Below are 18144 nucleotides of genomic sequence, written 5' to 3' on the forward strand. Positions count from 1 at the left end.
CGGCGCTATACGCCGCGTGCGCGCTCGGCCTTGAAGCGCGCGCGGAAGGCGCCGAACTGCCCGGCCTCCAGCGCTTCGCGCACCTCGCGCATCAGGTTCAGGTAGTAGTGCAGGTTGTGGATGGTGGTGAGCATGGGCCCCAGCATCTCGCCGCAGCGGTCCAGGTGGTGCAGGTAGGCGCGCGAGAAGCCGCCGCGGCCCCCGTCGTTCCAGCTTACGCCCTCGGTGCCCGCGCAGGCGTGGCAGGTACAGCTCGGGTCCAGCGGCTGGTGGTCGGTCTTGTGGCGGGCGTTGCGGATCTTCAGGTCGCCATAGCGCGTGAACAGTGTGCCGTTGCGCGCATTGCGCGTGGGCATCACGCAGTCGAACATGTCCACGCCCTGGGCCACGCCCTCCACCAGGTCCTCCGGCGTGCCCACACCCATCAGGTAGCGCGGCTTGTGCGCGGGCAGGCGGTGGGGGGTGTGCGCCATGATGTCCAGCATCTCGTCCTTGGGCTCGCCCACGCTCACGCCGCCCACGGCGTAGCCGGGGAAGTCCATCTCCACCAGGGCTTCGAGCGATTCCTGGCGCAGGTTCTTGTACATGCCGCCCTGCACGATGCCGAACAGCGCGTTGGGGTTGCCCAGGCGCTCGAATTCATTCTTGGAACGCACCGCCCAGCGGCGGCTCATCTCCATGCTCTTGCGCGCCTCGGCCTCGGTGGTCTTGTGGCCGTTGGTCTCGTAGGGCGTGCACTCGTCCAGCTGCATCACGATGTCGCTGTTGAGCGTGGTCTGGATCTGCATGCTCACCTCGGGCGACATGAACAGCTTGTCGCCGTTCACGGGCGAGGCGAAATGCACGCCTTCTTCGGTGATCTTGCGCATGCTGCCCAGGCTCCAGACCTGGAACCCGCCCGAGTCCGTGAGGATGGGCTTGTCCCACTGCTCGAAGCCGTGCAGGCCGCCAAAGCTCTGCATCACGTCCAGGCCGGGCCGCATCCACAGGTGGAAGGTGTTGCCCAGGATGATCTGCGCGCCCATCTCGCGCAGGCTGCGCGGCATCACGCCCTTGACGGTGCCGTAGGTGCCCACGGGCATGAAGATGGGGGTCTGCACCACGCCGTGGTTGAGCGTGAGCGTGCCGCGGCGCGCGTGGCTGGAGGTGTCGGTGGCCAGGATTTCAAACTTGAGCATGGGCGCGATTGTCCCAGACTGCACCGGCGGGGATTGGTGCCCGCAGCGCCCCGCGCGGCCTACACTGACCCTATCGACACAGCATTGCAAGGAGGTGCCCCCATGTTCCGAATCCTGATCGCCGTTGATGGCTCCGAACTCGCGCTCGACGCGGTGCGCCATGGCGTGGCCCTGGTGCGCCGCGGCGGCCTGCAGGCCACGCTGGTACTGGGCCACGTGCAGGAAGAGGCCTCGCTGATCGAGTTGGCCACGCAGGGCGCGGACGCCGTGGCCGCCGCGAGCGTGGAGGCGGGCCAGCACCTGATGGCGTCGGCCGTGGCGATGGTGGAGGCCGCGGGCGTGCCGTATGAGACCGAGATCGGTCTGGGCCCCGTGGCGGCCACGCTGGTGGACATGGTGGAGCGCTGCGGCTGCGACGCGCTCATCATCGGCGCGCGCGGCCTGGGCGGGCTGCGCGGCACGCTGCTGGGCTCGGTATCGCAGGCGCTGGTGCAGCAAAGTCCCGTGCCCGTCACCGTGGTCAAGCATGCGGAGCCGGAGGAGCTGCCCGAGGATGACGACCAGGACGACGACCTAGGCGCGCAGGACTGACACCAGAAACAACGGGTCCCGCGGGACCCGTTGTGCTATTGAATCAAGAGCTGCTGGCGCAGATGAGAAGGGCGTTCAGGCTGCTTTTTTCCATTGCTGCGCCGCGCGCTGCAGCTTGCCGTGCGGCAGGCTGGCCAGGCGCGTGAACATGCGCCGGCAGTAGCCGCTGATCCACAGGCATTTGTTGAGCTCGTCCACGGGCAGCGGACCGGAGACGACGACGATGTCGTTGGCCACGTCCGCCGCGCCTGCGGCGCGCAGGCGCCGGCGCGTGTGCGTGGCCCAGGACTGGATGCGTGCCGGGCTGCCGTGCTGGTGCACCTCGCCGGTATGCAGGTCGAAGGCAATGGCCACGGTGTCGGTCTTGAGCTTGAAGCGACGCTCGCCCGTGACTGCGCTGGGCGTTTCGCGCATGTCGTACAGGTAGTAGCTGCCGGCCTTCAGCTGGTATTGCAGGTCCATGGTCGTCGTCCTCCGGGCTGCATTGTGCGGACGGCGCTGGCCGGTGATGGGGCGAATACCGCGCGAAAGCAGGCGCTTATTGCGCAGGGCGCGGGCCCGCCCCCGGCGGCGCCGGGGTGCGCCCGATTGTGTCGGCGCACTGCGGCGCCTTCAACCCGCCGGCCCGGTCAAAGGGTAACCGGTTGTGATCGGGCCGGCAGGCGCGCGTGGCGCGCCCGCCCATCCATTCGCGCTGTGGGGTTCAGAAATCCACCAGGCTCAGGCCCACGCTGAACACGGTGCGCTTGCGGTTGTAGTCGATCAGGCTGTCGCCGTAGCCCGTGAACAGCTGGGTGTGCAGGCGCAGGTTGGTGCGGTTGCCCACCAGGCTGGTTCCGAGGGTTTGCAGCCATTCCAGCCGTGCCGAGCCGCGCCCGGTCGCCCCCAGCGAATGCCGTGCGGTCAGCGCCAGGGTGTTGTCCTTGTCCACGTTCCAGGTCAGGCCCAGCTCGGCCCGGCCCACGTAGTTGCTGATGCCGGGGTTGTCGTCGCTGTCCGCGCTCTCGTGCAGGCGCTTCCACAGACGGCCGGTGACGGTCCAGCGGTTGTCCAGCTCCATGCCGGTCATCAGGTACACGCGGTTCCAGCTGCGCGACAGCGGCAGGCTCTGGCCGTTGGACTGGTGCACCAGGCCGATGCCGCTGTAGCGCCAGCGCCAGCCGAAGGGCAGCTTGGCGTCGGTGGGGTACACGTACATGATCTCGGGCTCGTGGTCCGTGTTGCGGAACGGCCGCGAGATGCCCGGCGAGAACAGCTGCCAGTACGACTGCTGCGTGTAGCCCGCCCACAGCGAGTCGCGCAGCGTGGGGTGGCCGCGCGTGAGCAGGCCCTGCGCGAGCTTGGTACGCACCGACAGCTGCACGCGCATCTCGGTCTTGCGGTAGTCCACCTCGCTGGTGGCGTTGTTGTCCGGGCTGCCCGAGGTGGGCAGGCGGTTGACGCTGGTGGCGCCCACGACGGACACGCTCATGGGCCGGTACCCGCGAAAGCGGAACGCCCCGCAGTCGCTGCCCGTCTCCAGCTCCCAGAAGCGCGACAGGGTGCTGTACTGGCCGTCGCGGCAGCCGTCCACCTGCGCCACGTCGATGATGCGCGTGGCCGGCAGCGTGGCGTCCACCGGCGGGGGCGGCGCCTGCGTGGCGGCGGCGGCGGGCTGGGCGCTGGCCGAAGCGGGCGGCGCCTGCCAGCTCTGCTCGCCGGCCCACTGGTCAAAGCAGGCCAGGCGTGCCTGGCTGTCACCGGTGAGTGCGGCGCACTGGCGCCAGCCGGCCGCCCGGTTGACGGCGGGGACTGCGGCGGTTTGGGCCCAGCTGACCAGCGGCAGGGCCGTGCCCAGCAGCGCGGTGGCCAGGCCCAGGCGGGACAGGGGGTGTGAAGGCTGTGTCATGGTCGGATGATGCGCGTGGTCGGTGACGGCTGGCATGCAGGTCAGGGCCGGGAAGGGGCCTGCTTGCGCAGGGTGAAGGTGTAGGGCCGGTCGGCCTCGTCGGTCCATTCGCCGCGGATCTCGCGCGCGCAGCTGCCTTCGACGACGTCGCCGCTCCAGTTGCCGCTGACCCGCGTGCCGTCGCGCGACTCTTCCAGGGTGAGCCGGCCCTGGTGCACGTCGCCCACCACCACCGAGGTGAAGCCCGGCCACTGGATGCGTCCCTTCACCGTGCCGTCCCATTCGGGGTGGGGGCCCAGTTCCAGCAGCACGGGCTCGGCGATGCCGTCCAGCCGCGCCTGCCAGCGGCCCACGAGTTCGGGCTGCTCCATCTGCGCGGCCGTGGGGCAGGCCGGGCGCGGAGGTTGAGAGGGTTTTTGGGCGCAAGCGCTTGCCAGTAAAGCGCTGGCAGCTATCAAAAATATAGTTTTCAACATGGGTTCAGGGCGTGGCGGGGCTGGGGGCGGCCTGGGCCTTGCGCGCGAATTCCTCGCGCAACTGGCGCAACTTGTCGCGTGGGTTCTCTCGCGCCGTGGCGGCGTCCAGTTTCATCTCGGCAATGAAGCGGCTGGGCTGGCAGGCCACCATCTCGCGCCCCTTCTTGCGCTTCTTGGTCCAGCTCACGGCCAGCGTGCGCTGGGCGCGGGTGATGCCCACGTACATCAGGCGGCGCTCCTCCTGCAGGCGCTGCAGGGTGTCGTCACTCACCTTCTGCTGGCGGCCGTCGTCATCGTCCAGCTTGAAGGGCAGCATGCCCTCGGTCACGCCGGCCAGGATCACGTGCGGCCACTCCAGCCCCTTGCTGGCATGCAGCGTGGACAGCACCACCATGTCCTGCTCCTGTTCGCGCTCGGAGATGGTGGACAGCAGGGCGATGGTCTGCGCCACCTCCAGCAGGCTCTTGGTCGCGGCCTGCACCGTCGCGCCCGCGGTGTCGTCGATCTGGCCGCCCGCGCGCTGCGCCATCCAGTCGCAGAACTCCAGCACGTTGCTCCAGCGCGCTGCGGCCACCTTTTCGCTGTCCTCGCTGTCGTACAGGTGCTGCTCGTAGCCCATGTCCTTGAGCCAGTCGGCCAGGAAGGCACGCGCGGCTTCGTGGCCGTGCGTGTGGCGTGCGCGGTGCTCCAGGTCGTTGACGGTGCGGCCGAACTCCAGCAGGCCTTCCAGGCCCCGCTTGGGGATCACGGCGGGCAGCATGGCGTTGAACAGCGCGCCGAACATGCTTTGCTTGTGCTGCGTGGCGAACTCGCCCAGCGCCGCCAGCGTGGTGTGGCCCACGCCACGCCGCGGGCTGGTGACGGCACGCAGGAAGGCCGGGTCGTCGTCGTTGTTGATCCACAGGCGGAACCACGCGCACAGGTCCTTGATCTCGGCGCGGTCGAAGAAGCTGGTGCCGCCCGAGACCTTGTAGGGGATGTTGGCCTTGCGCAGGGCCTTCTCGAACGGCTTGGCCTGGTGGTTGGCGCGGTAGAGGATGGCGAAGTTCTTCCACGCCGGCGGTGGATTGCTGGCTGCCCGCAGGCCCTGGATGCGCGCCACGGCGCGCTCGGCCTCATGCTCCTCGTTGTCGCAATCGACCACGCGCACGGGCTCGCCCTCGCCCAGCTCGCTGAACAGCGTCTTGGGAAACAGCTTGGGATTGGGCTGGATGACGTGGTTGGCCGCGCGCAGGATGGCGCTGGTCGAGCGGTAGTTCTGCTCCAGCTTGATGACGTTGAGCTGCGGGAAGTCCTGCGGCAGCTTCTTCAGGTTGTCCAGCGTGGCGCCGCGCCAGCCGTAGATGCTCTGGTCGTCGTCGCCCACGGCGGTGAAGCGCGCGCGCTCGCCCACCAGGTATTTCAGCAGCTCGTACTGCGTGGCGTTGGTGTCCTGGTATTCGTCCACCAGCACGTGGCCCAAGAGGCGCTGCCACTTCTCGCGCACCTCGGGGTGGTGGCGCAAGAGGCGCATGGGCATGCCGATCAGGTCGTCGAAATCCACGCTCTGGTAGGCCGTCAGGCGCTCCTCGTAGCGCTGCATGATCAGGGCGATGCTGCGCTCATGGTCGTCCTGGGCCATGGCCAGCGCCTTGCGCGCATCCCAGCCCTGGTTCTTCCAGTTGCTGATGGTCCATTGCCACTGGCGCGCGGTGGCCAGGTCGGTGGTGCCGCCCGCGCAGTCCTTGAGGATGCCCGTCACGTCGTCCTGGTCCAGGATGCTGAACGAGGGCTTGAGGCCCAGCACATGGCCGTCCTCGCGCACCATGCGCACGCCCAGGGCGTGGAAGGTGCACACCAGCACGTCCTTGGCCTGGCGGCCGATCAGGCCGGCGGCGCGCTCGCGCATCTCGGCCGCGGCCTTGTTGGTGAAGGTGATGGCGGCAATGCGCCGGGGCGCCAGGCCCGTCTCGATCAGCCGCGCGATCTTGTGCGTGATCACCCGCGTCTTGCCCGAGCCCGCGCCTGCCAGCACCAGGCACGGGCCCTCGGTGTAGTGCACTGCCTGCAACTGAGCAAGATTGAGACCGGACATGGATGCAGCGGGAGGAACGGGGCGCGCCTGCGCCGCGGGTTGCGGCGGGCGGCGGGTGAGAGGGAGAACAGCGGGTGTGCATGATAGCGGCGTGCGCGCACCAGGGTGATTGCCCGGGGTGGCACGCCCGGTGACAAGGCGTTTCAGCGCGCGGCGGCGCTGCGACAATCGCGCCCGTGCTGTCCGTCCTGCTGATCACCTTCCCCTTCTTCGCCCTCGTGCTGTGCGGCTACCTGGCCACGCGGGCCGGGGCGCTGCCGGTGTCCGCCATCGGGGGGCTGAACAGCTTCGTGCTGTATTTCGCGCTGCCATGCATGCTGTACCGCTTCGGCGCCAGCACGCCCATCGCACAGCTGCTGGACCCGGCCGTCGCCGGGCTGTACCTGCTGTGTGCGCTGCTCATGGTGGGCGGCACGGTGGCCCTCACGCTGCGGCGCCGGGGGTGGAACGATGCGGCCTTCGGCGCGCTGGTGGCTGCCTTTCCCAACACCGGCTTCATGGGTGTTCCGCTGCTGGTGGCGTTGCTGGGCGAGGCCAGTGCCGGCACCGTGATCGTGGTGCTGGCGGTGGACCTGGTGATCACCAGCTCGGCGTGCATCGCGCTGTCGCGCCTGGATGGCGCGGGTGCGCACGGCGTGGCCGTGGCGCTGCGCAACGCGCTGCGCGGCATGGCCACCAACCCCATGCCCTGGTCCATCGTGCTGGGCGGCGTGGCGTCGGTCCTGCAGTGGCAGCTGCCGGGCCCCGTGGACCAGACCCTGGCCATGCTGGCGGGCGCGGCATCGCCGGTGGCGCTGTTCACCATTGGCGCGGTGCTGGCGCGCTCGCAGATGAACCAGCAGGAATACGTGCCGCCGGGCCAGTACGTGCCGATCGCGCTGGCCAAGCTCGTCGTGCACCCGCTGCTGGTGTGGTGCGTGGGGCGTGCGGCGATGGCGCTGGGGGTGGACCTGTCGCCGTTCACGCTCACGGTGATGGTGCTGCTGGCCGCGCTGCCCAGCGCGAGCAACGTGGCGCTGCTGGTGGAGCGCTTCGGGGCCCACGGCGGGCGCGTGGCGCGCATCATCCTGGTGAGTACGGCGCTGGCTTTCCTCAGCTTTTCGGCCGCCGTTGCGCTTTTGGTTCAAAAATGAGAGCGCTTGGCGCAGGGTGGGACTGCGCTAGGTGTCGATTTGGCTAAAAAATATCCACCTGAAGCGCAGCCGTTGTACCGCGTGCGCCAGACCGACGGCCATTGGGCAAGGACCTGGACCGGCCGCGCCGCGAGGGTGCCGTCCCCCTGCCCGTATTGCGACGCGAGGGGAGAGCAGGGGAAGGCGCGGGCGCCTGAGGGGCAGACTTCAATACTCCCAGAACATGCGCTGCAGTTCCTGCGTGCTGGCGCCCTTGGCCAGGGCGAGCATGGTCAGGATGCGCGCCTTTTCGGGGCGCAGATCGTGGGCCACCACCCAGTCGTGCTTGTCGTCGGGCTGCTCGGCGTTGCGCAGCACGAAGCCGTAGGGCACGCGCGCCGAACGCACGATGACCACGCCCTTGGCGCGCGCGTCCTGCAGCGGCTTGACCATGCGGTCGGCCACTGAGCCGTTGCCCGTGCCGGCATGGATGATGGCCTTGGCGCCGCCGGCCACCAGCGCGTTCACGGCCGTGGGCTGCACGTTGCCGTAGGCATAGACGATGTCCACCTGGGGCAGCGAGGTGATGCTGTCGATGTCGAATTCCGATTGCGTGGTGTGGCGCTTCACCGGCGCGCGGAACCAGTAATTCTTCCCCTCCACCACCATGCCCAGCGGGCCCCACTGGCTCTTGAAGGCGCTGGTCTGGATGTTGATGTCCTTGTTCACGTCGCGCGCGGTGTTGATCTCGTCGTTCATGGTGACCAGCACGCCCTTGCCGCGCGCATCCTTGGAGGCCGCCACGCTCACGGCGTTGACCAGGTTCAGCGCGCCGTCGGCCGACAGGGCAGTACCCGGGCGCATGGAGCCGACCAGCGCGATCGGCTTGTCGGTGCGCACTGTCAGGCTCAGGAAGTAGGCGGTCTCGGCCAGCGTGTCGGTGCCATGGGTGATGACGATGCCGTCCACGTCGCCCTGCTTGGCCAGTTGCGACACGCGCTGGGCCAACTTCAGCAGGTGTTCGTTGGTGAAGCTCTCGGAAGCGATCTGGAACACCTGTTCGCCCGACACCTGGGCGACGTTGGACAGCTCGGGCAGGCCGGCCAGCAGCTTGTCCACGGGCACCTTGGCGGCCGTGTAGGTGGCGCTGTTCATGGCCGAGGCGCCGGCGCCGGCGATCGTGCCGCCCGTTGCCAGCACCACCACGCGGGGCTTGGCGGCGGCCGGCTGGGCCTGCGTGGCCGCCGTGGCGCGCGTGTCCTGCGCGTGGGCGAGGGTGGGGGCGCCGGCAAAACCGGCAACGGTGATGGCAGCGGCCACCAGCGACATGCGAAACGCTTGGAAGGTCATTGTGGGTTCCAAAAAAGAAAAGCGGTCTCGTGGACCGGGGGCGGAACTTTGCCCCGATGGCGCAGCGCATGCCATGCGAGAAAACCCGCGGGCACCGCCCGCAGCGGTGGCGGCCTCAGATCGCCTGCGGGTCCACGTCCACCAGCCAGCGCACCAGGCCGCGGTGGCGCGGGCGCTCGGCATGCAGCAGCGGCTGCCATGCGGCCAGAAAGCGCTGCAGCGCACCGCGCTGGGGGCTTTCCAGCAGCATCTGCGCGCGCTCCACATTGGCCACGCGCTGGATGGCGAGCGGCACCGGCGGGAACAGAAAGACCTGGTCCAGCCCCGGCAGCCCGGCGGCGCGCGCGGCGTCGCTGGCGGCCTGCAGGAAGGCCTGGGCCGCCTCCTGCGTGCGGGCGTCCGCGCGCACCAGCGCCTGATAGGCGAAGGGCGGCATGCCGGCTTCCTGGCGTTCGGCCAGCTGGCGCGCGGCAAAGGCCGGGTAGTCGTGGCGGCGCAGCGCGGCATAGACGGCGTGGTCGGGGTGCCAGGTCTGGATCCACATCTCGGGCGGGCTGCCCTGCGCGGCCACATAGCGCGCATCGCGCCCCGCGCGGCCCGCGGCCTGCATCAGCAGGGCGAACATGCGCTCGGGCGCGCGAAAGTCGCTGCTGAAGAGCGCTCCGTCGGGCTGCACGGCCGCCACCAGGGTGATGCGCCGAAAGTCATGTCCCTTGGCCACCATCTGCGTGCCGACCAGCACGTCCACCTCGCCGCTGTGCACCTGGGCCAGTTGCTCCTCCAGCGCCCCCTTGGCGCGGGTGGTGTCGGCGTCGATGCGTGCCACGCGCGCGGCGCGGCGGTCCGGGGTGATCACGTTGCGCAGCAGGGCGGCCAGTTGCTCTTCCAGCTGCTCGGTGCCCCGGCCCAGGGGCAGGATGTCCGGGTTGCCGCAGCTGGGGCAGGCGCGCGGCACGCGTTGCGTAAAGCCACAGTGGTGGCAGCGCAGCGTGCGGTCGCTCTTGTGGAACACCTGGTGGGCGCTGCAGTGCGGGCAGTCGCTCTTCCAGCTGCAGTCATGGCAGTGCAGCACGGGTGCAAAGCCCCGGCGGTTGAGCAGCACCAGACATTGCTCCCCGCGCTGCACCCGTTCGGTGATGGCGGCCAGCAGCGGGGGCGAGAACACGCCACCCGCCCCCGAACTGCGCGGCTGTTGTCCCATGTCCACCAGGCGCACGCGCGGCAGCTCGCCTGTGCCGGCGCCGTCCCCTGAGCCGATACGGCTGGGCATGTGCAGGCGCAGATAACGGCCCGGGCCCCCCTCGCTGGCCGGGGTGCTGGCATGCCAGCTCTCCAGCGACGGGGTGGCGCTGCCCAGGATCACCTTGGCGCCCTGCTCGCGTCCGCGCCACAGCGCCAGGTCGCGCGCGGAGTAGCGCGCGCCCTCCTGCTGCTTGTAGCTGGCGTCATGCTCCTCGTCCACCACGACCAGTGCCAGCCCCGGCAGGCTGGCGAACACCGCCATGCGCGTGCCGAGCACGATGCGCGCAGCGCCCGTATGCGCGGCGAGCCAGCTCTTCAGGCGCTGTGCCGGCGTCATCCCGCTGTGCATGCTGACCACGGCCGCCTCGCCGTACAGGGGCGCGAAGCGCTCGCGAAAGCGCGCCTCCAGCTGCGGGGTGAGGTTGATCTCGGGCACCATCACCAGTGCCTGTGCGGCGGGATGGCCGGCCAGGGCGCGCTGCACGCAGTGCAGGTACACCTCGGTCTTGCCGCTGCCCGTGCTGCCGAACAACAGAAAGGGCCCGCGCTCTGCATCGATTTGGGCCGTAGCGCTTGCCTGTTCTGCGGTAAGTGCTATTGTTTTTGTAACTGCTTCGGACGGGTGCGCCGGCGGTGCGGGGCGGCGCAGGCGCCGCGCCAACTGCTCGGGCGTGAGGTCGCGCAGCTGTGGGGGCAGGGCGGCCAGCGCCACCTCGCCCACCGCGCGTTGGTAGTAGCGCGCGGCGAAGGTCACCAGACGGCGCCAGGCGGCGTCCAGCGGCGCCACGCCTTCGAGCACGCCCGCCACCGTGCGCGGCACCATGCCCGGCGGTAGCGCCGCTGGCTCGGCGGGCGCGTCCCAGACCACGCCCAGCACCTCGCGCGCGCCCAGCGGCACGCGCACCAGTGTCCCGGCAGGCAGCGGGCGCGGGCTGGCGTAGCTCAGCGGTTCGCCCACGCCACTGTGCGCCGGCGTGCTCACGGCCACGCAGAGCAGGCAGGCTGCGCTGTCATGCGGCGTGGTCGGGGGCGGGGAACGGTCAGGCATGGGCGGTGGGTGAAAACGCGGGCGGCACCGGGGGCGCGGCCCCGCATGATTCCACAAGCGTGCCCACTGCTATGAGAGGTGCTGTGGATAACTTTGTTGAAAAGCAGCGTGCAACAGGCTGCGGGGCGCGCCCCGGCTGGACTGGGCGCTAGCGGATTTGTAGACGGCGCGGTACAAAAAAAGCTTATGAATCAACGTTCTTTGCTGCGCCGCAAACAGTGCCGCAGCGGTTGTCGGGCGACGCTCTGCGCAGGGGGCGCAGTTGCCAGCATGTGAACAACTGGCGCTGTCAATAGGGAAGAGCATCCCCGGATGTGGTAGGCGTTGCAGCCACTGTGGGACTTTTCCTTCACTTCGTGCGGCAAGTGCTTGATTTTGCGAGGGAAACACAGGAAGTTCAGATTTTCTGTGGATAACTTTGTTGATATCCCGGCTGGGCCGCCCGAAAGCCCTTGTCTGGCCGTGGTTTGCTTAGGGTGCCCACAAAATCGGCAGGCGCAGGACTTTCATATGAATCAACCACTTACGAGGTTCGGAGTGATTTGTTGCCGTTTGTTGCGCTGCTCACTGCGGGCCGCGCGGCAAGCCGGATGCGGCTGCCGCAGTGTGAATAAGTCATGCCGGCGCCGCAGCCCTGGTAAGTAGGCATTCACCGCTGCCGCAGGCTGCGTGAATAGCCATGCACGGCTTCCACCAGCGCGGCCACGTGCTCGGGCGGGGTGAACTGGCTGATGCCGTGGCCCAGGTTGAAGATGTGCGTGGGGCCGGTGGTGGTCTTGTCAGTGTGCGGCGTGCCGAAGCTGTCGAGCACGGCGCGCACCTGGGCTGCCACGGCTTCGGGCGGGGCGAACAGGACGTTCGGGTCGATGTTGCCCTGCAGCGCCTTGCCGGGGCCGCCCACCTGCCCGCCGACGATGGCGCGGGCCTTGCCCAGGTGGGCCGTCCAGTCCAGGCCGAGCACCTCGCAGTCGATGTCCTTCATGTCGTCGAGCCAGATGCCGCCGCCCTTGGTGAAGACGATGCGCGGCACATCCTGCCCGTCCACGCCGGTGCGCTTGAGCTGCGCCAGCACGCGCCGGGTGTATTCCAGGCTGAACTGCTGAAAGCACCCGTCGGCCAGCACGCCGCCCCAGCTGTCGAAGACCATCACGGCCTGGGCGCCGGCGTCGATCTGGGCGTTCAGGTAGGCGGCCACGGCGTCCGCATTCACCGCCAGGATGCGGTGCATCAGGTCCGGGCGGCTGTACATCAGCGTCTTGACGAGGCGGTAGTCGTCGCTGCCCTTGCCCTCGACCATGTAGCAGGCCAGCGTCCAGGGGCTGCCCGAGAAGCCGATCAGCGGCACGCGGCCGTTCAGCGCGCGGCGGATGCTGGTGACGGCGTCGAACACGTAGCGCAGCTTGTCCAGGTCGGGCACGGCCAGCGCGGCCACATCGGCCTCGTCGCGCACCGCCTTGGCAAAGCGCGGGCCTTCGCCCTCGGCGAACGACAGGCCCAGGCCCATGGCGTCGGGCACGGTGAGGATGTCGCTGAACAGGATGGCGGCGTCCAGCGGGAAGCGCTCCAGCGGCTGCAGCGTCACCTCGGTGGCGTACTCCACGTTCGTGGCCAGGCCCATGAAGCTGCCGGCCTTGGCGCGCGTGGCCTTGTATTCGGGCAGGTAGCGGCCCGCCTGGCGCATCAGCCACAGGGGCGTGTAGTCGGTGGCCTGACGACGGCAGGCCCGCAGGAAGGTGTCGTTCTGGAGGGGGGCGAAGCTCATGCGCGCGATTGTCGCAGGCCGGCTCCCGCAGGCCTTGGGCAAGCCCCGCGGGCTTGCCTCAGATCAAGGAAAGGGGCGCTGCAGGACGATGCGCCGTCTCCTCAGACGGGGGAACGGGTGGGGGCCGGGTTCCACAGCGTCCCATCGGCTCCGGCCTCCAGCAGCCGGGTCAGCAGCGGGTGCATCACCTTGCGGGCGCTGTAGATCAGGTGGAACTGCTCATGCACCTCGGGGGTGGTGCCCACGGGCACGAGGCCATGGGTCTGCTCCAGGTGCGCGCCCAGGGTCTCGGGCGCGGGCATCACGCCCATGCCGGTGGCTGCGAAGGTGCTGAGCAGGGCGCTGTCCTCGAATTCCCCTGCAATGCGCGGGCGGATGCGCTCGCGTTCCAGCCAGTGGTCGATGCGCGCGCGCAGCGCGGCGTGCTCGGTGGGCAGCAGCACCGGCACGACCGCCAGGCTGCGCGGGAATGCGTGGCGCGCGGCCTGCGCCCACAGCGGCGGGGCATACCAGCCAATGGCGCTGGTGCCCAGCAACTGGCTGGTGGTGCGCAGCGCCGGGTTCGGCGGGGCGGGGCGGTCGGCCAGCACCGCGTGCAGCTTGTGCAGCGCCAGCTCGCCCAGCAGGGGCTGGAATTCCCCCTCGTGGCACAGCAGGCGCAGGTGGGGCTCGTCCAGCACGGGAGTGAGCAGCCGGTGCACCGCCAGTTTGGCAATGCCGTCGGAGATGCCCAGGTTCAGGCGCAATGTGGGGCCCGAGGCGGCCTCGCGCACGCGCTGGGGCAGCTGCTCGCCCAGCGCGAAGATGTGGTCGGCCTCGTGCAGCGCGGCCACGCCAGCCTCGGTCAGCATGAGGTTGCGGCCCTCGGCGCGCAGCAGGCTCACCCCCAGGGACTTCTCCAGCTCGCGCACCTGTGCGCTGATGGTCTGCACGGCCATGTCCAGCCGCTCGGCGGCCCGTGCCATGCCGCCCTCCTTGGCGACGACCCAGAAGTAGTACAGGTGGCGGTAGTTGAAGCTCTGGCTCATGGAGTTACTTCGTAAAAACCGAAGTAATAGTATCGATAAGGCAGATTTTTTGGAATCCATGCGACCTCTACATTGCACCTCCTCGGGCTGTGGGCCCGTCAGTACAACCTCATTGGAGAAGGATGCATGGAAACGATAGGCACGTGGTGGATGTGGGCGGGCTTCGCCGCCTTTGTGGTCGTGGCGATCGCCGTGGACCTGCTGGTGATGGAGCGCCAGGGCGCGCACCGGGTGACGATGGGCGAGGCCGCGCGCTGGAGCCTGCTGTGGTTTGCGCTGGCGTTCGTGTTCGTGGGACTGCTGTGGTGGTACCTGGACGGCAGCCAGGGCCGCGACGTGGCCAACACGGTGTCGATGCAGTTCATCACCGGCTACCTCGTCGAAAAGAGCCTGTCGGTGGACAACATCTTCGTGTTCCTGATGCTGTTCAGCTACTTTGCCGTGCCGCCGCAATACCAAAAGCGCGCCCTCATCATCGGCATCATCGGCGCCATCGTGTTGCGCACGCTGCTGATCCTGGCGGGCGCGTGGCTGTTGGCCACGTTCCACTGGCTGCTGTACGTGTTTGGCGCGTTCCTCGTGGTCACCGGCATCAAGATGTGGTTTGCAGCGGGGAAGGAGCCCGACATCGCGACCAACCCGGTGCTCAAGCTGCTGCGCCAGCGCATGCGCATCACCGACCGGTTCGACGGAGAGAAACTCTCCACCATGATCGACGGCGTCAAGCACTACACCCCGCTGTTCGTGGTGCTGGTGCTGATCGGCACCACCGACATCATCTTCGCGGTGGACAGCATCCCCGCCATCTTCGCCATCACCAGCGACCCGTTCATCGTGCTCACGGCCAACGTGTTCGCCATCCTGGGCCTGCGCGCGCTGTACTTCCTGCTGGCCGACCTGGCCAACCGGTTCCACCTGCTGGCCTATGGCCTGGCGCTGGTGCTGGTGTTCATCGGCACCAAGATGCTGCTGATCGACCTGGTGAAGATTCCCATCGGCTACGCGCTGCTGGTCACGGCGACGCTGATTGCCGGCTCCATCGTGCTGTCGCTGCGCGGCTCGGGGGGGAGCGCGGCGCGCCCCGTGCCCCCACTGCCGGGCAAGCGCTGACCTGCCCTGCGCGCCCCCCGGCCGGGGTCACGCCCGGCCGTGGGTGGCCCGGTTCAGCGCGTGCGTGCCAGGGCCTGGTCGATATCCCAGAGGATGTCGTCCAACTCCTCGATGCCCACGCTCAGGCGCACCATGTCCGCGCGCACGCCGGCGCGGGCCAGCTCTTCCTCGTTGAGCTGGCGGTGCGTGGTGGAGGCGGGATGGATCACCAGCGTCTTCGCGTCGCCGATGTTGGCCAGGTGGCTCAGGAACTCGCAGGCGTCGATGAACCGCTCGCCCGCGGCTGCGCCGCCCTTCACCCCGAAGGTCAGGATGCCCGAGGCGCCGGGCTGACCGTCCAGTGCGCGGAACTGTTTTTGCGCCAGCGCGTAGTGGGGCGAGTCCGGCAGGCCCGGGTAGTTGACCCAGGCCACCTGCGGGTGCTGCTGCAGGAACCGCGCCACGGCCAGCGCGTTGCGGCAATGCTCGCGCATGCGCAGGTGCAGCGTCTCGGCGCCCTGCAGCAGCAGCCAGGCGTTCAGGGGCGAGAGCACGCCGCCGAAGGTGCGGTTGACCTCCATGCGCGCCTTCATGGTGTAGCCAAAATCGCCAAAGGTCTCGTAGAACTTCACGCCGTGGTAGGCGCGGCTGGGCTCCACCATCTCGGGGAAGTGGCCGTTGTCCCAGGGGAATGTGCCGCCCTCCACCACCACGCCGCCCATGGTGGTGCCGTGGCCGCCGATGTACTTGGTGGCGCTGTGCACCACGATGTCGGCACCCAGGGCCAGCGGGTTGCACAGGTAGGGGCTGGCCACGGTGTTGTCGATGACCAGCGGCACGCCGTGGGCGTGGGCCACCTCCGCAATCGCCGCGATGTCCAGCACGTTGACCAGCGGGTTGCCGATGGTCTCGCCGTACACGGCGCGCGTGTTCGGGCGCATGGCGCGGGTGAAGTTCTCGGGGTCGGACGGGTCGACGAAGGTCGTCTCGATGCCCAGGCGGCTGAAACCCACGCCCAGCTGCCCCACCGTGCCGCCATAGAGCGTGCTGGCGGCCACGATGTGGTCGCCGGCCTTCAGGATGGCCAGCAGCGCCGCCATCTGCGCAGCCATGCCGCTGGCGCAGGCCAGGGCCGCGCGGCCGCCCTCCAGGCTGGCCATGCGCTCCTCGAACACGGCGACCGTGGGGTTGCTGATGCGGCTGTAGACGTTGCCGAAGGTCTGCAGGTTGAACAGGCTGCTGGCGTGTTCGGCGTCGTCGAAGACGAAGCTCGTGGTCTGGTGGATGGGCGTGGCGCGCGCGCCGGTCACGGGGTCGGGCTGGGCGCCGGCGTGGATGGCGCGCGTGCCGAAGCCGAAGGCACGGTCGGCTCCAGAGCCGGGTGGGGTGGATGCGGTCATGGTTTTATGAGTCAAATAGGCCCCCAGCGCTTATCCATCAATCGCTGGCAGCTATCAATACGGGAGCTTGCACAGTCGCCTGGGCGAGATCACCTGGGTGTTCACGCCCATCCAGCCCGCCGAACAGGCGTGCGTGCTCGATCTTCACGCAGCGGTTGTGGATCACCTGCAGGCCCGCGGCCTCGGCCTTGGCGCTGGCGGCCTCGTGGAACACGCCCAGCTGCAGCCACAGGCACCGGGCGCCAATGGCAATGGCCTCGTCGGCCAGCGGCGGGATGTCTTCGCTCTTGCGAAAGCAGTCCACCATGTCGATGCGCGCACCCTGCGCGGCCAGGGCGGCAGCGGCATCCAGCACGCTGGCGTAGGCGGTCTCGCCCAGTATCTGCCCGCCACCTTGCGCGACCAGCGGGTTCACGGGCACGATGCGGTAGCCATGGGCCTGCATGTACTTGGTGGCCAAGTGGCTGGGCCGGTGCCACTGCGGCGACAGGCCCACCACGGCGATGGTGCGGCACTGCGTGAGCACGTCACGCAGGGTGCTGATGGTGTCGGGTGTGCGGAGCATGGCGGCAGTGTATGCACAGCCGTGGGCCGGCGGTACCCACGGCACCCTTCATGCGGTGGCAGCATGCCGCTTCAGCCACGCCCCCCACGCCAACCCCAGCAGCGCCGCCAGGCCCGAGGCCAGCAGCACGCCGCGCTTGGCGGCGTCCAGCAGCGCGGCGCTGTCGAACGCCAGGGTGGCGATGAAGATCGCCATGGTGAAGCCGATGCCCGCCAGCAGCCCGGTCAGCAGCACGCCGCCCCAACCCATGTCCGCAGGCAGGGCGCACAGGCGCAGGCGCACCGCCAGCCAGCAGGCCAGCAGCACGCCCAGCGGCTTGCCTGCCACCAGCGCCAGGGCCACAGCGCCCATCAGCACGCTGGCGCCCGGCGCCGCCTGCTGTGCGCCGCCCAGGCTGACGCCCGCGTTGGCCAGCGCAAACAGCGGCATCACGCCAAACGTCACCCACGGGTGCAGGCTGGCCTGTACGCGCTGCACGGGGGCGGCGTGTTCGCGCCCGGCCAGCATGTGCACCGGCGTCACCAGGCCCAGCACCACCCCGGCCAGGGTGGGATGGGCGCCCGTCTGCCAGATGCCCCACCACAGCAGCGCGCCCGTCGGCACAAAGGCCCAGGCGCGGCGCACGCCCAACTGCTGCAGCAGCACCACGCCCGCCAGGCCCAGCGCGGCAATGCCCAGCATGGGCCACTGCAGCCCGCCCGAATAAAACAGCGCAATGATCAGCACGGCCACCAGGTCGTCGATGATGGCCAGCGTGAGCAAAAACACCCGCAGCACCGGCGGCAGGCCGCGCCCCAGCAGGGCCAGCACGCCCACGGCGAAGGCGATGTCGGTGGCCGTGGGCACGGCCCAGCCGCTGCGCAGCGCGGGCGGCACCAGCGCCAGGTACAGCAGCGCCGGCACGGCCACGCCGCCCAGCGCGGCCAGCACGGGCAGCAGCGCATCGCGGGGCTGGGCCAGGACGCCGTCGTGCAGTTCGCGCCGGATCTCCAGCCCCACCACCAGGAAGAACACCGTCATCAGCGCGTCGTTCACCCAAAAGTGCAGCGATTGCTCCAGTTGCCAGCCACCCAGCGCGACCGACAGCGGCAAATGCCACAGCGCGTGGTAGCTGGCGGCCCAGGGTGAATTGGCCCAGGCCAGCGCGGCGGCGGCCGCGATCAGCAGCACGATGCCGCCCGCGGCATCGGCGTGCGACAAGCGCGAGAGCAGGGCCGAGCAGCGGTCGGCCAGGGCAAGCAGGGCGGGCTGGCGCGGCGCAGCGCGCCGCGGGGTAAGGCGGTCGGTCATGGACAGGCGGGGCCGCATGCTGCGGCCCGTGGTGCGCAGGCGGCCCGACCT

14 protein-coding genes and 1 pseudogene are annotated in these 18144 nt (G+C 69.3%); 3 read left to right on the forward strand and 12 right to left on the reverse strand.

Annotated features, from left to right (window positions below; translation table 11 throughout):
* Positions 1-5 precede the first annotated feature (5 nt).
* Positions 6-1178 carry a tRNA guanosine(34) transglycosylase Tgt gene (tgt, locus tag I3K84_RS14845; RefSeq protein WP_196994875.1) on the reverse strand — a complete coding sequence of 391 codons (1173 nt, stop codon included), beginning with the start codon at positions 1176-1178 and terminating at the stop codon, positions 6-8.
* A 102-nt stretch (positions 1179-1280) separates the two neighbouring features.
* Here tgt and I3K84_RS14850 point away from each other — a divergent pair, with 102 nt between their 5' ends.
* Complete coding sequence (locus I3K84_RS14850) at positions 1281-1769, forward strand: universal stress protein (RefSeq protein WP_088888240.1); 489 nt, start codon at positions 1281-1283, stop codon at positions 1767-1769.
* Positions 1770-1844: 75 nt separating this feature from the next.
* Here the strand turns inward: I3K84_RS14850 and I3K84_RS14855 are convergent, their stop codons facing one another.
* The 4 genes from I3K84_RS14855 to I3K84_RS14870 form a co-directional block, all read right to left on the reverse strand.
* Positions 1845-2231, reverse strand: a complete 387-nt coding sequence (locus tag I3K84_RS14855) for a hypothetical protein (RefSeq protein ID WP_011806955.1) — start codon at positions 2229-2231, stop codon at positions 1845-1847.
* 241 nt (positions 2232-2472) lie between these two features.
* A complete protein-coding gene (locus tag I3K84_RS14860; RefSeq protein ID WP_196994876.1) occupies positions 2473-3657 on the reverse strand; it encodes a phospholipase A in 1185 nt (394 codons plus the stop codon).
* A 41-nt stretch (positions 3658-3698) separates the two neighbouring features.
* Positions 3699-4133 carry a hypothetical protein gene (locus I3K84_RS14865; protein ID WP_196994877.1) on the reverse strand — a complete coding sequence of 145 codons (435 nt, stop codon included), beginning with the start codon at positions 4131-4133 and terminating at the stop codon, positions 3699-3701.
* A gap of 4 nt (positions 4134-4137) precedes the next feature.
* On the reverse strand, positions 4138-6207 hold the full coding sequence (locus tag I3K84_RS14870) for an ATP-dependent helicase (RefSeq protein WP_011806952.1): 2070 nt from the start codon (positions 6205-6207) through the stop codon (positions 4138-4140).
* Positions 6208-6383: 176 nt separating this feature from the next.
* Between I3K84_RS14870 and I3K84_RS14875 the strand changes: the two genes are divergently transcribed.
* Positions 6384-7340 carry an AEC family transporter gene (locus I3K84_RS14875; protein ID WP_172208771.1) on the forward strand — a complete coding sequence of 319 codons (957 nt, stop codon included), beginning with the start codon at positions 6384-6386 and terminating at the stop codon, positions 7338-7340.
* A 207-nt stretch (positions 7341-7547) separates the two neighbouring features.
* Here I3K84_RS14875 and I3K84_RS14880 read toward each other — a convergent pair whose 3' ends face one another.
* The 4 genes from I3K84_RS14880 to I3K84_RS14895 form a co-directional block, all read right to left on the reverse strand.
* A complete protein-coding gene (locus I3K84_RS14880) occupies positions 7548-8669 on the reverse strand; it encodes an asparaginase (RefSeq protein WP_172208769.1) in 1122 nt (373 codons plus the stop codon).
* 115 nt (positions 8670-8784) lie between these two features.
* Positions 8785-10959, reverse strand: a complete 2175-nt coding sequence (priA, locus tag I3K84_RS14885; RefSeq protein WP_196994878.1) for a primosomal protein N' — start codon at positions 10957-10959, stop codon at positions 8785-8787.
* 649 nt (positions 10960-11608) lie between these two features.
* Positions 11609-12721, reverse strand: a complete 1113-nt coding sequence (gene hemE / locus I3K84_RS14890; protein ID WP_011806948.1) for a uroporphyrinogen decarboxylase — start codon at positions 12719-12721, stop codon at positions 11609-11611.
* A 101-nt stretch (positions 12722-12822) separates the two neighbouring features.
* Positions 12823-13749 (reverse strand): LysR family transcriptional regulator, encoded by a 927-nt coding sequence (locus I3K84_RS14895; RefSeq protein WP_172208763.1) that lies wholly within the window; start codon positions 13747-13749, stop codon positions 12823-12825.
* 126 nt (positions 13750-13875) lie between these two features.
* Between I3K84_RS14895 and I3K84_RS14900 the strand changes: the two genes are divergently transcribed.
* Positions 13876-14859 (forward strand): TerC family protein, encoded by a 984-nt coding sequence (locus I3K84_RS14900; protein ID WP_172208761.1) that lies wholly within the window; start codon positions 13876-13878, stop codon positions 14857-14859.
* Positions 14860-14912: 53 nt separating this feature from the next.
* Here the strand turns inward: I3K84_RS14900 and I3K84_RS14905 are convergent, their stop codons facing one another.
* From I3K84_RS14905 to nhaA, 3 genes and pseudogenes are all read right to left on the reverse strand, one after another.
* Complete coding sequence (locus I3K84_RS14905; protein ID WP_196994879.1) at positions 14913-16238, reverse strand: O-acetylhomoserine aminocarboxypropyltransferase/cysteine synthase family protein; 1326 nt, start codon at positions 16236-16238, stop codon at positions 14913-14915.
* 54 nt (positions 16239-16292) lie between these two features.
* Positions 16293-16803: pseudogene (locus I3K84_RS14910) on the reverse strand (CoA-binding protein).
* Between the two features lie 48 nt (positions 16804-16851).
* Entirely contained in the window at positions 16852-18093 is a 1242-nt protein-coding gene (gene nhaA, locus I3K84_RS14915) for a Na+/H+ antiporter NhaA (RefSeq protein ID WP_196994880.1), read from the reverse strand.
* Positions 18094-18144: the final 51 nt, after the last annotated feature.

This window comes from Diaphorobacter sp. JS3051, from assembly GCF_015832135.1.
GTDB classification, from domain to species: Bacteria; Pseudomonadota; Gammaproteobacteria; order Burkholderiales; family Burkholderiaceae_C; genus Diaphorobacter; species Diaphorobacter nitroreducens.

Coding starts and splice junctions, on each gene's coding strand:
- tgt (WP_196994875.1), bottom strand. CDS start 1,178: ATGCTCAAGTTTGAAATCCTGGCCACCGACACCTCCAGCCACGCGCGC.
- I3K84_RS14850 (WP_088888240.1), top strand. CDS start 1,281: ATGTTCCGAATCCTGATCGCCGTTGATGGCTCCGAACTCGCGCTCGAC.
- I3K84_RS14855 (WP_011806955.1), bottom strand. CDS start 2,231: ATGGACCTGCAATACCAGCTGAAGGCCGGCAGCTACTACCTGTACGAC.
- I3K84_RS14860 (WP_196994876.1), bottom strand. CDS start 3,657: ATGACACAGCCTTCACACCCCCTGTCCCGCCTGGGCCTGGCCACCGCG.
- I3K84_RS14865 (WP_196994877.1), bottom strand. CDS start 4,133: ATGTTGAAAACTATATTTTTGATAGCTGCCAGCGCTTTACTGGCAAGC.
- I3K84_RS14870 (WP_011806952.1), bottom strand. CDS start 6,207: ATGTCCGGTCTCAATCTTGCTCAGTTGCAGGCAGTGCACTACACCGAG.
- I3K84_RS14880 (WP_172208769.1), bottom strand. CDS start 8,669: ATGACCTTCCAAGCGTTTCGCATGTCGCTGGTGGCCGCTGCCATCACC.
- priA (WP_196994878.1), bottom strand. CDS start 10,959: ATGCCTGACCGTTCCCCGCCCCCGACCACGCCGCATGACAGCGCAGCC.
- hemE (WP_011806948.1), bottom strand. CDS start 12,721: ATGAGCTTCGCCCCCCTCCAGAACGACACCTTCCTGCGGGCCTGCCGT.
- I3K84_RS14895 (WP_172208763.1), bottom strand. CDS start 13,749: ATGAGCCAGAGCTTCAACTACCGCCACCTGTACTACTTCTGGGTCGTC.
- I3K84_RS14900 (WP_172208761.1), top strand. CDS start 13,876: ATGGAAACGATAGGCACGTGGTGGATGTGGGCGGGCTTCGCCGCCTTT.
- I3K84_RS14905 (WP_196994879.1), bottom strand. CDS start 16,238: ATGACCGCATCCACCCCACCCGGCTCTGGAGCCGACCGTGCCTTCGGC.
- nhaA (WP_196994880.1), bottom strand. CDS start 18,093: ATGACCGACCGCCTTACCCCGCGGCGCGCTGCGCCGCGCCAGCCCGCC.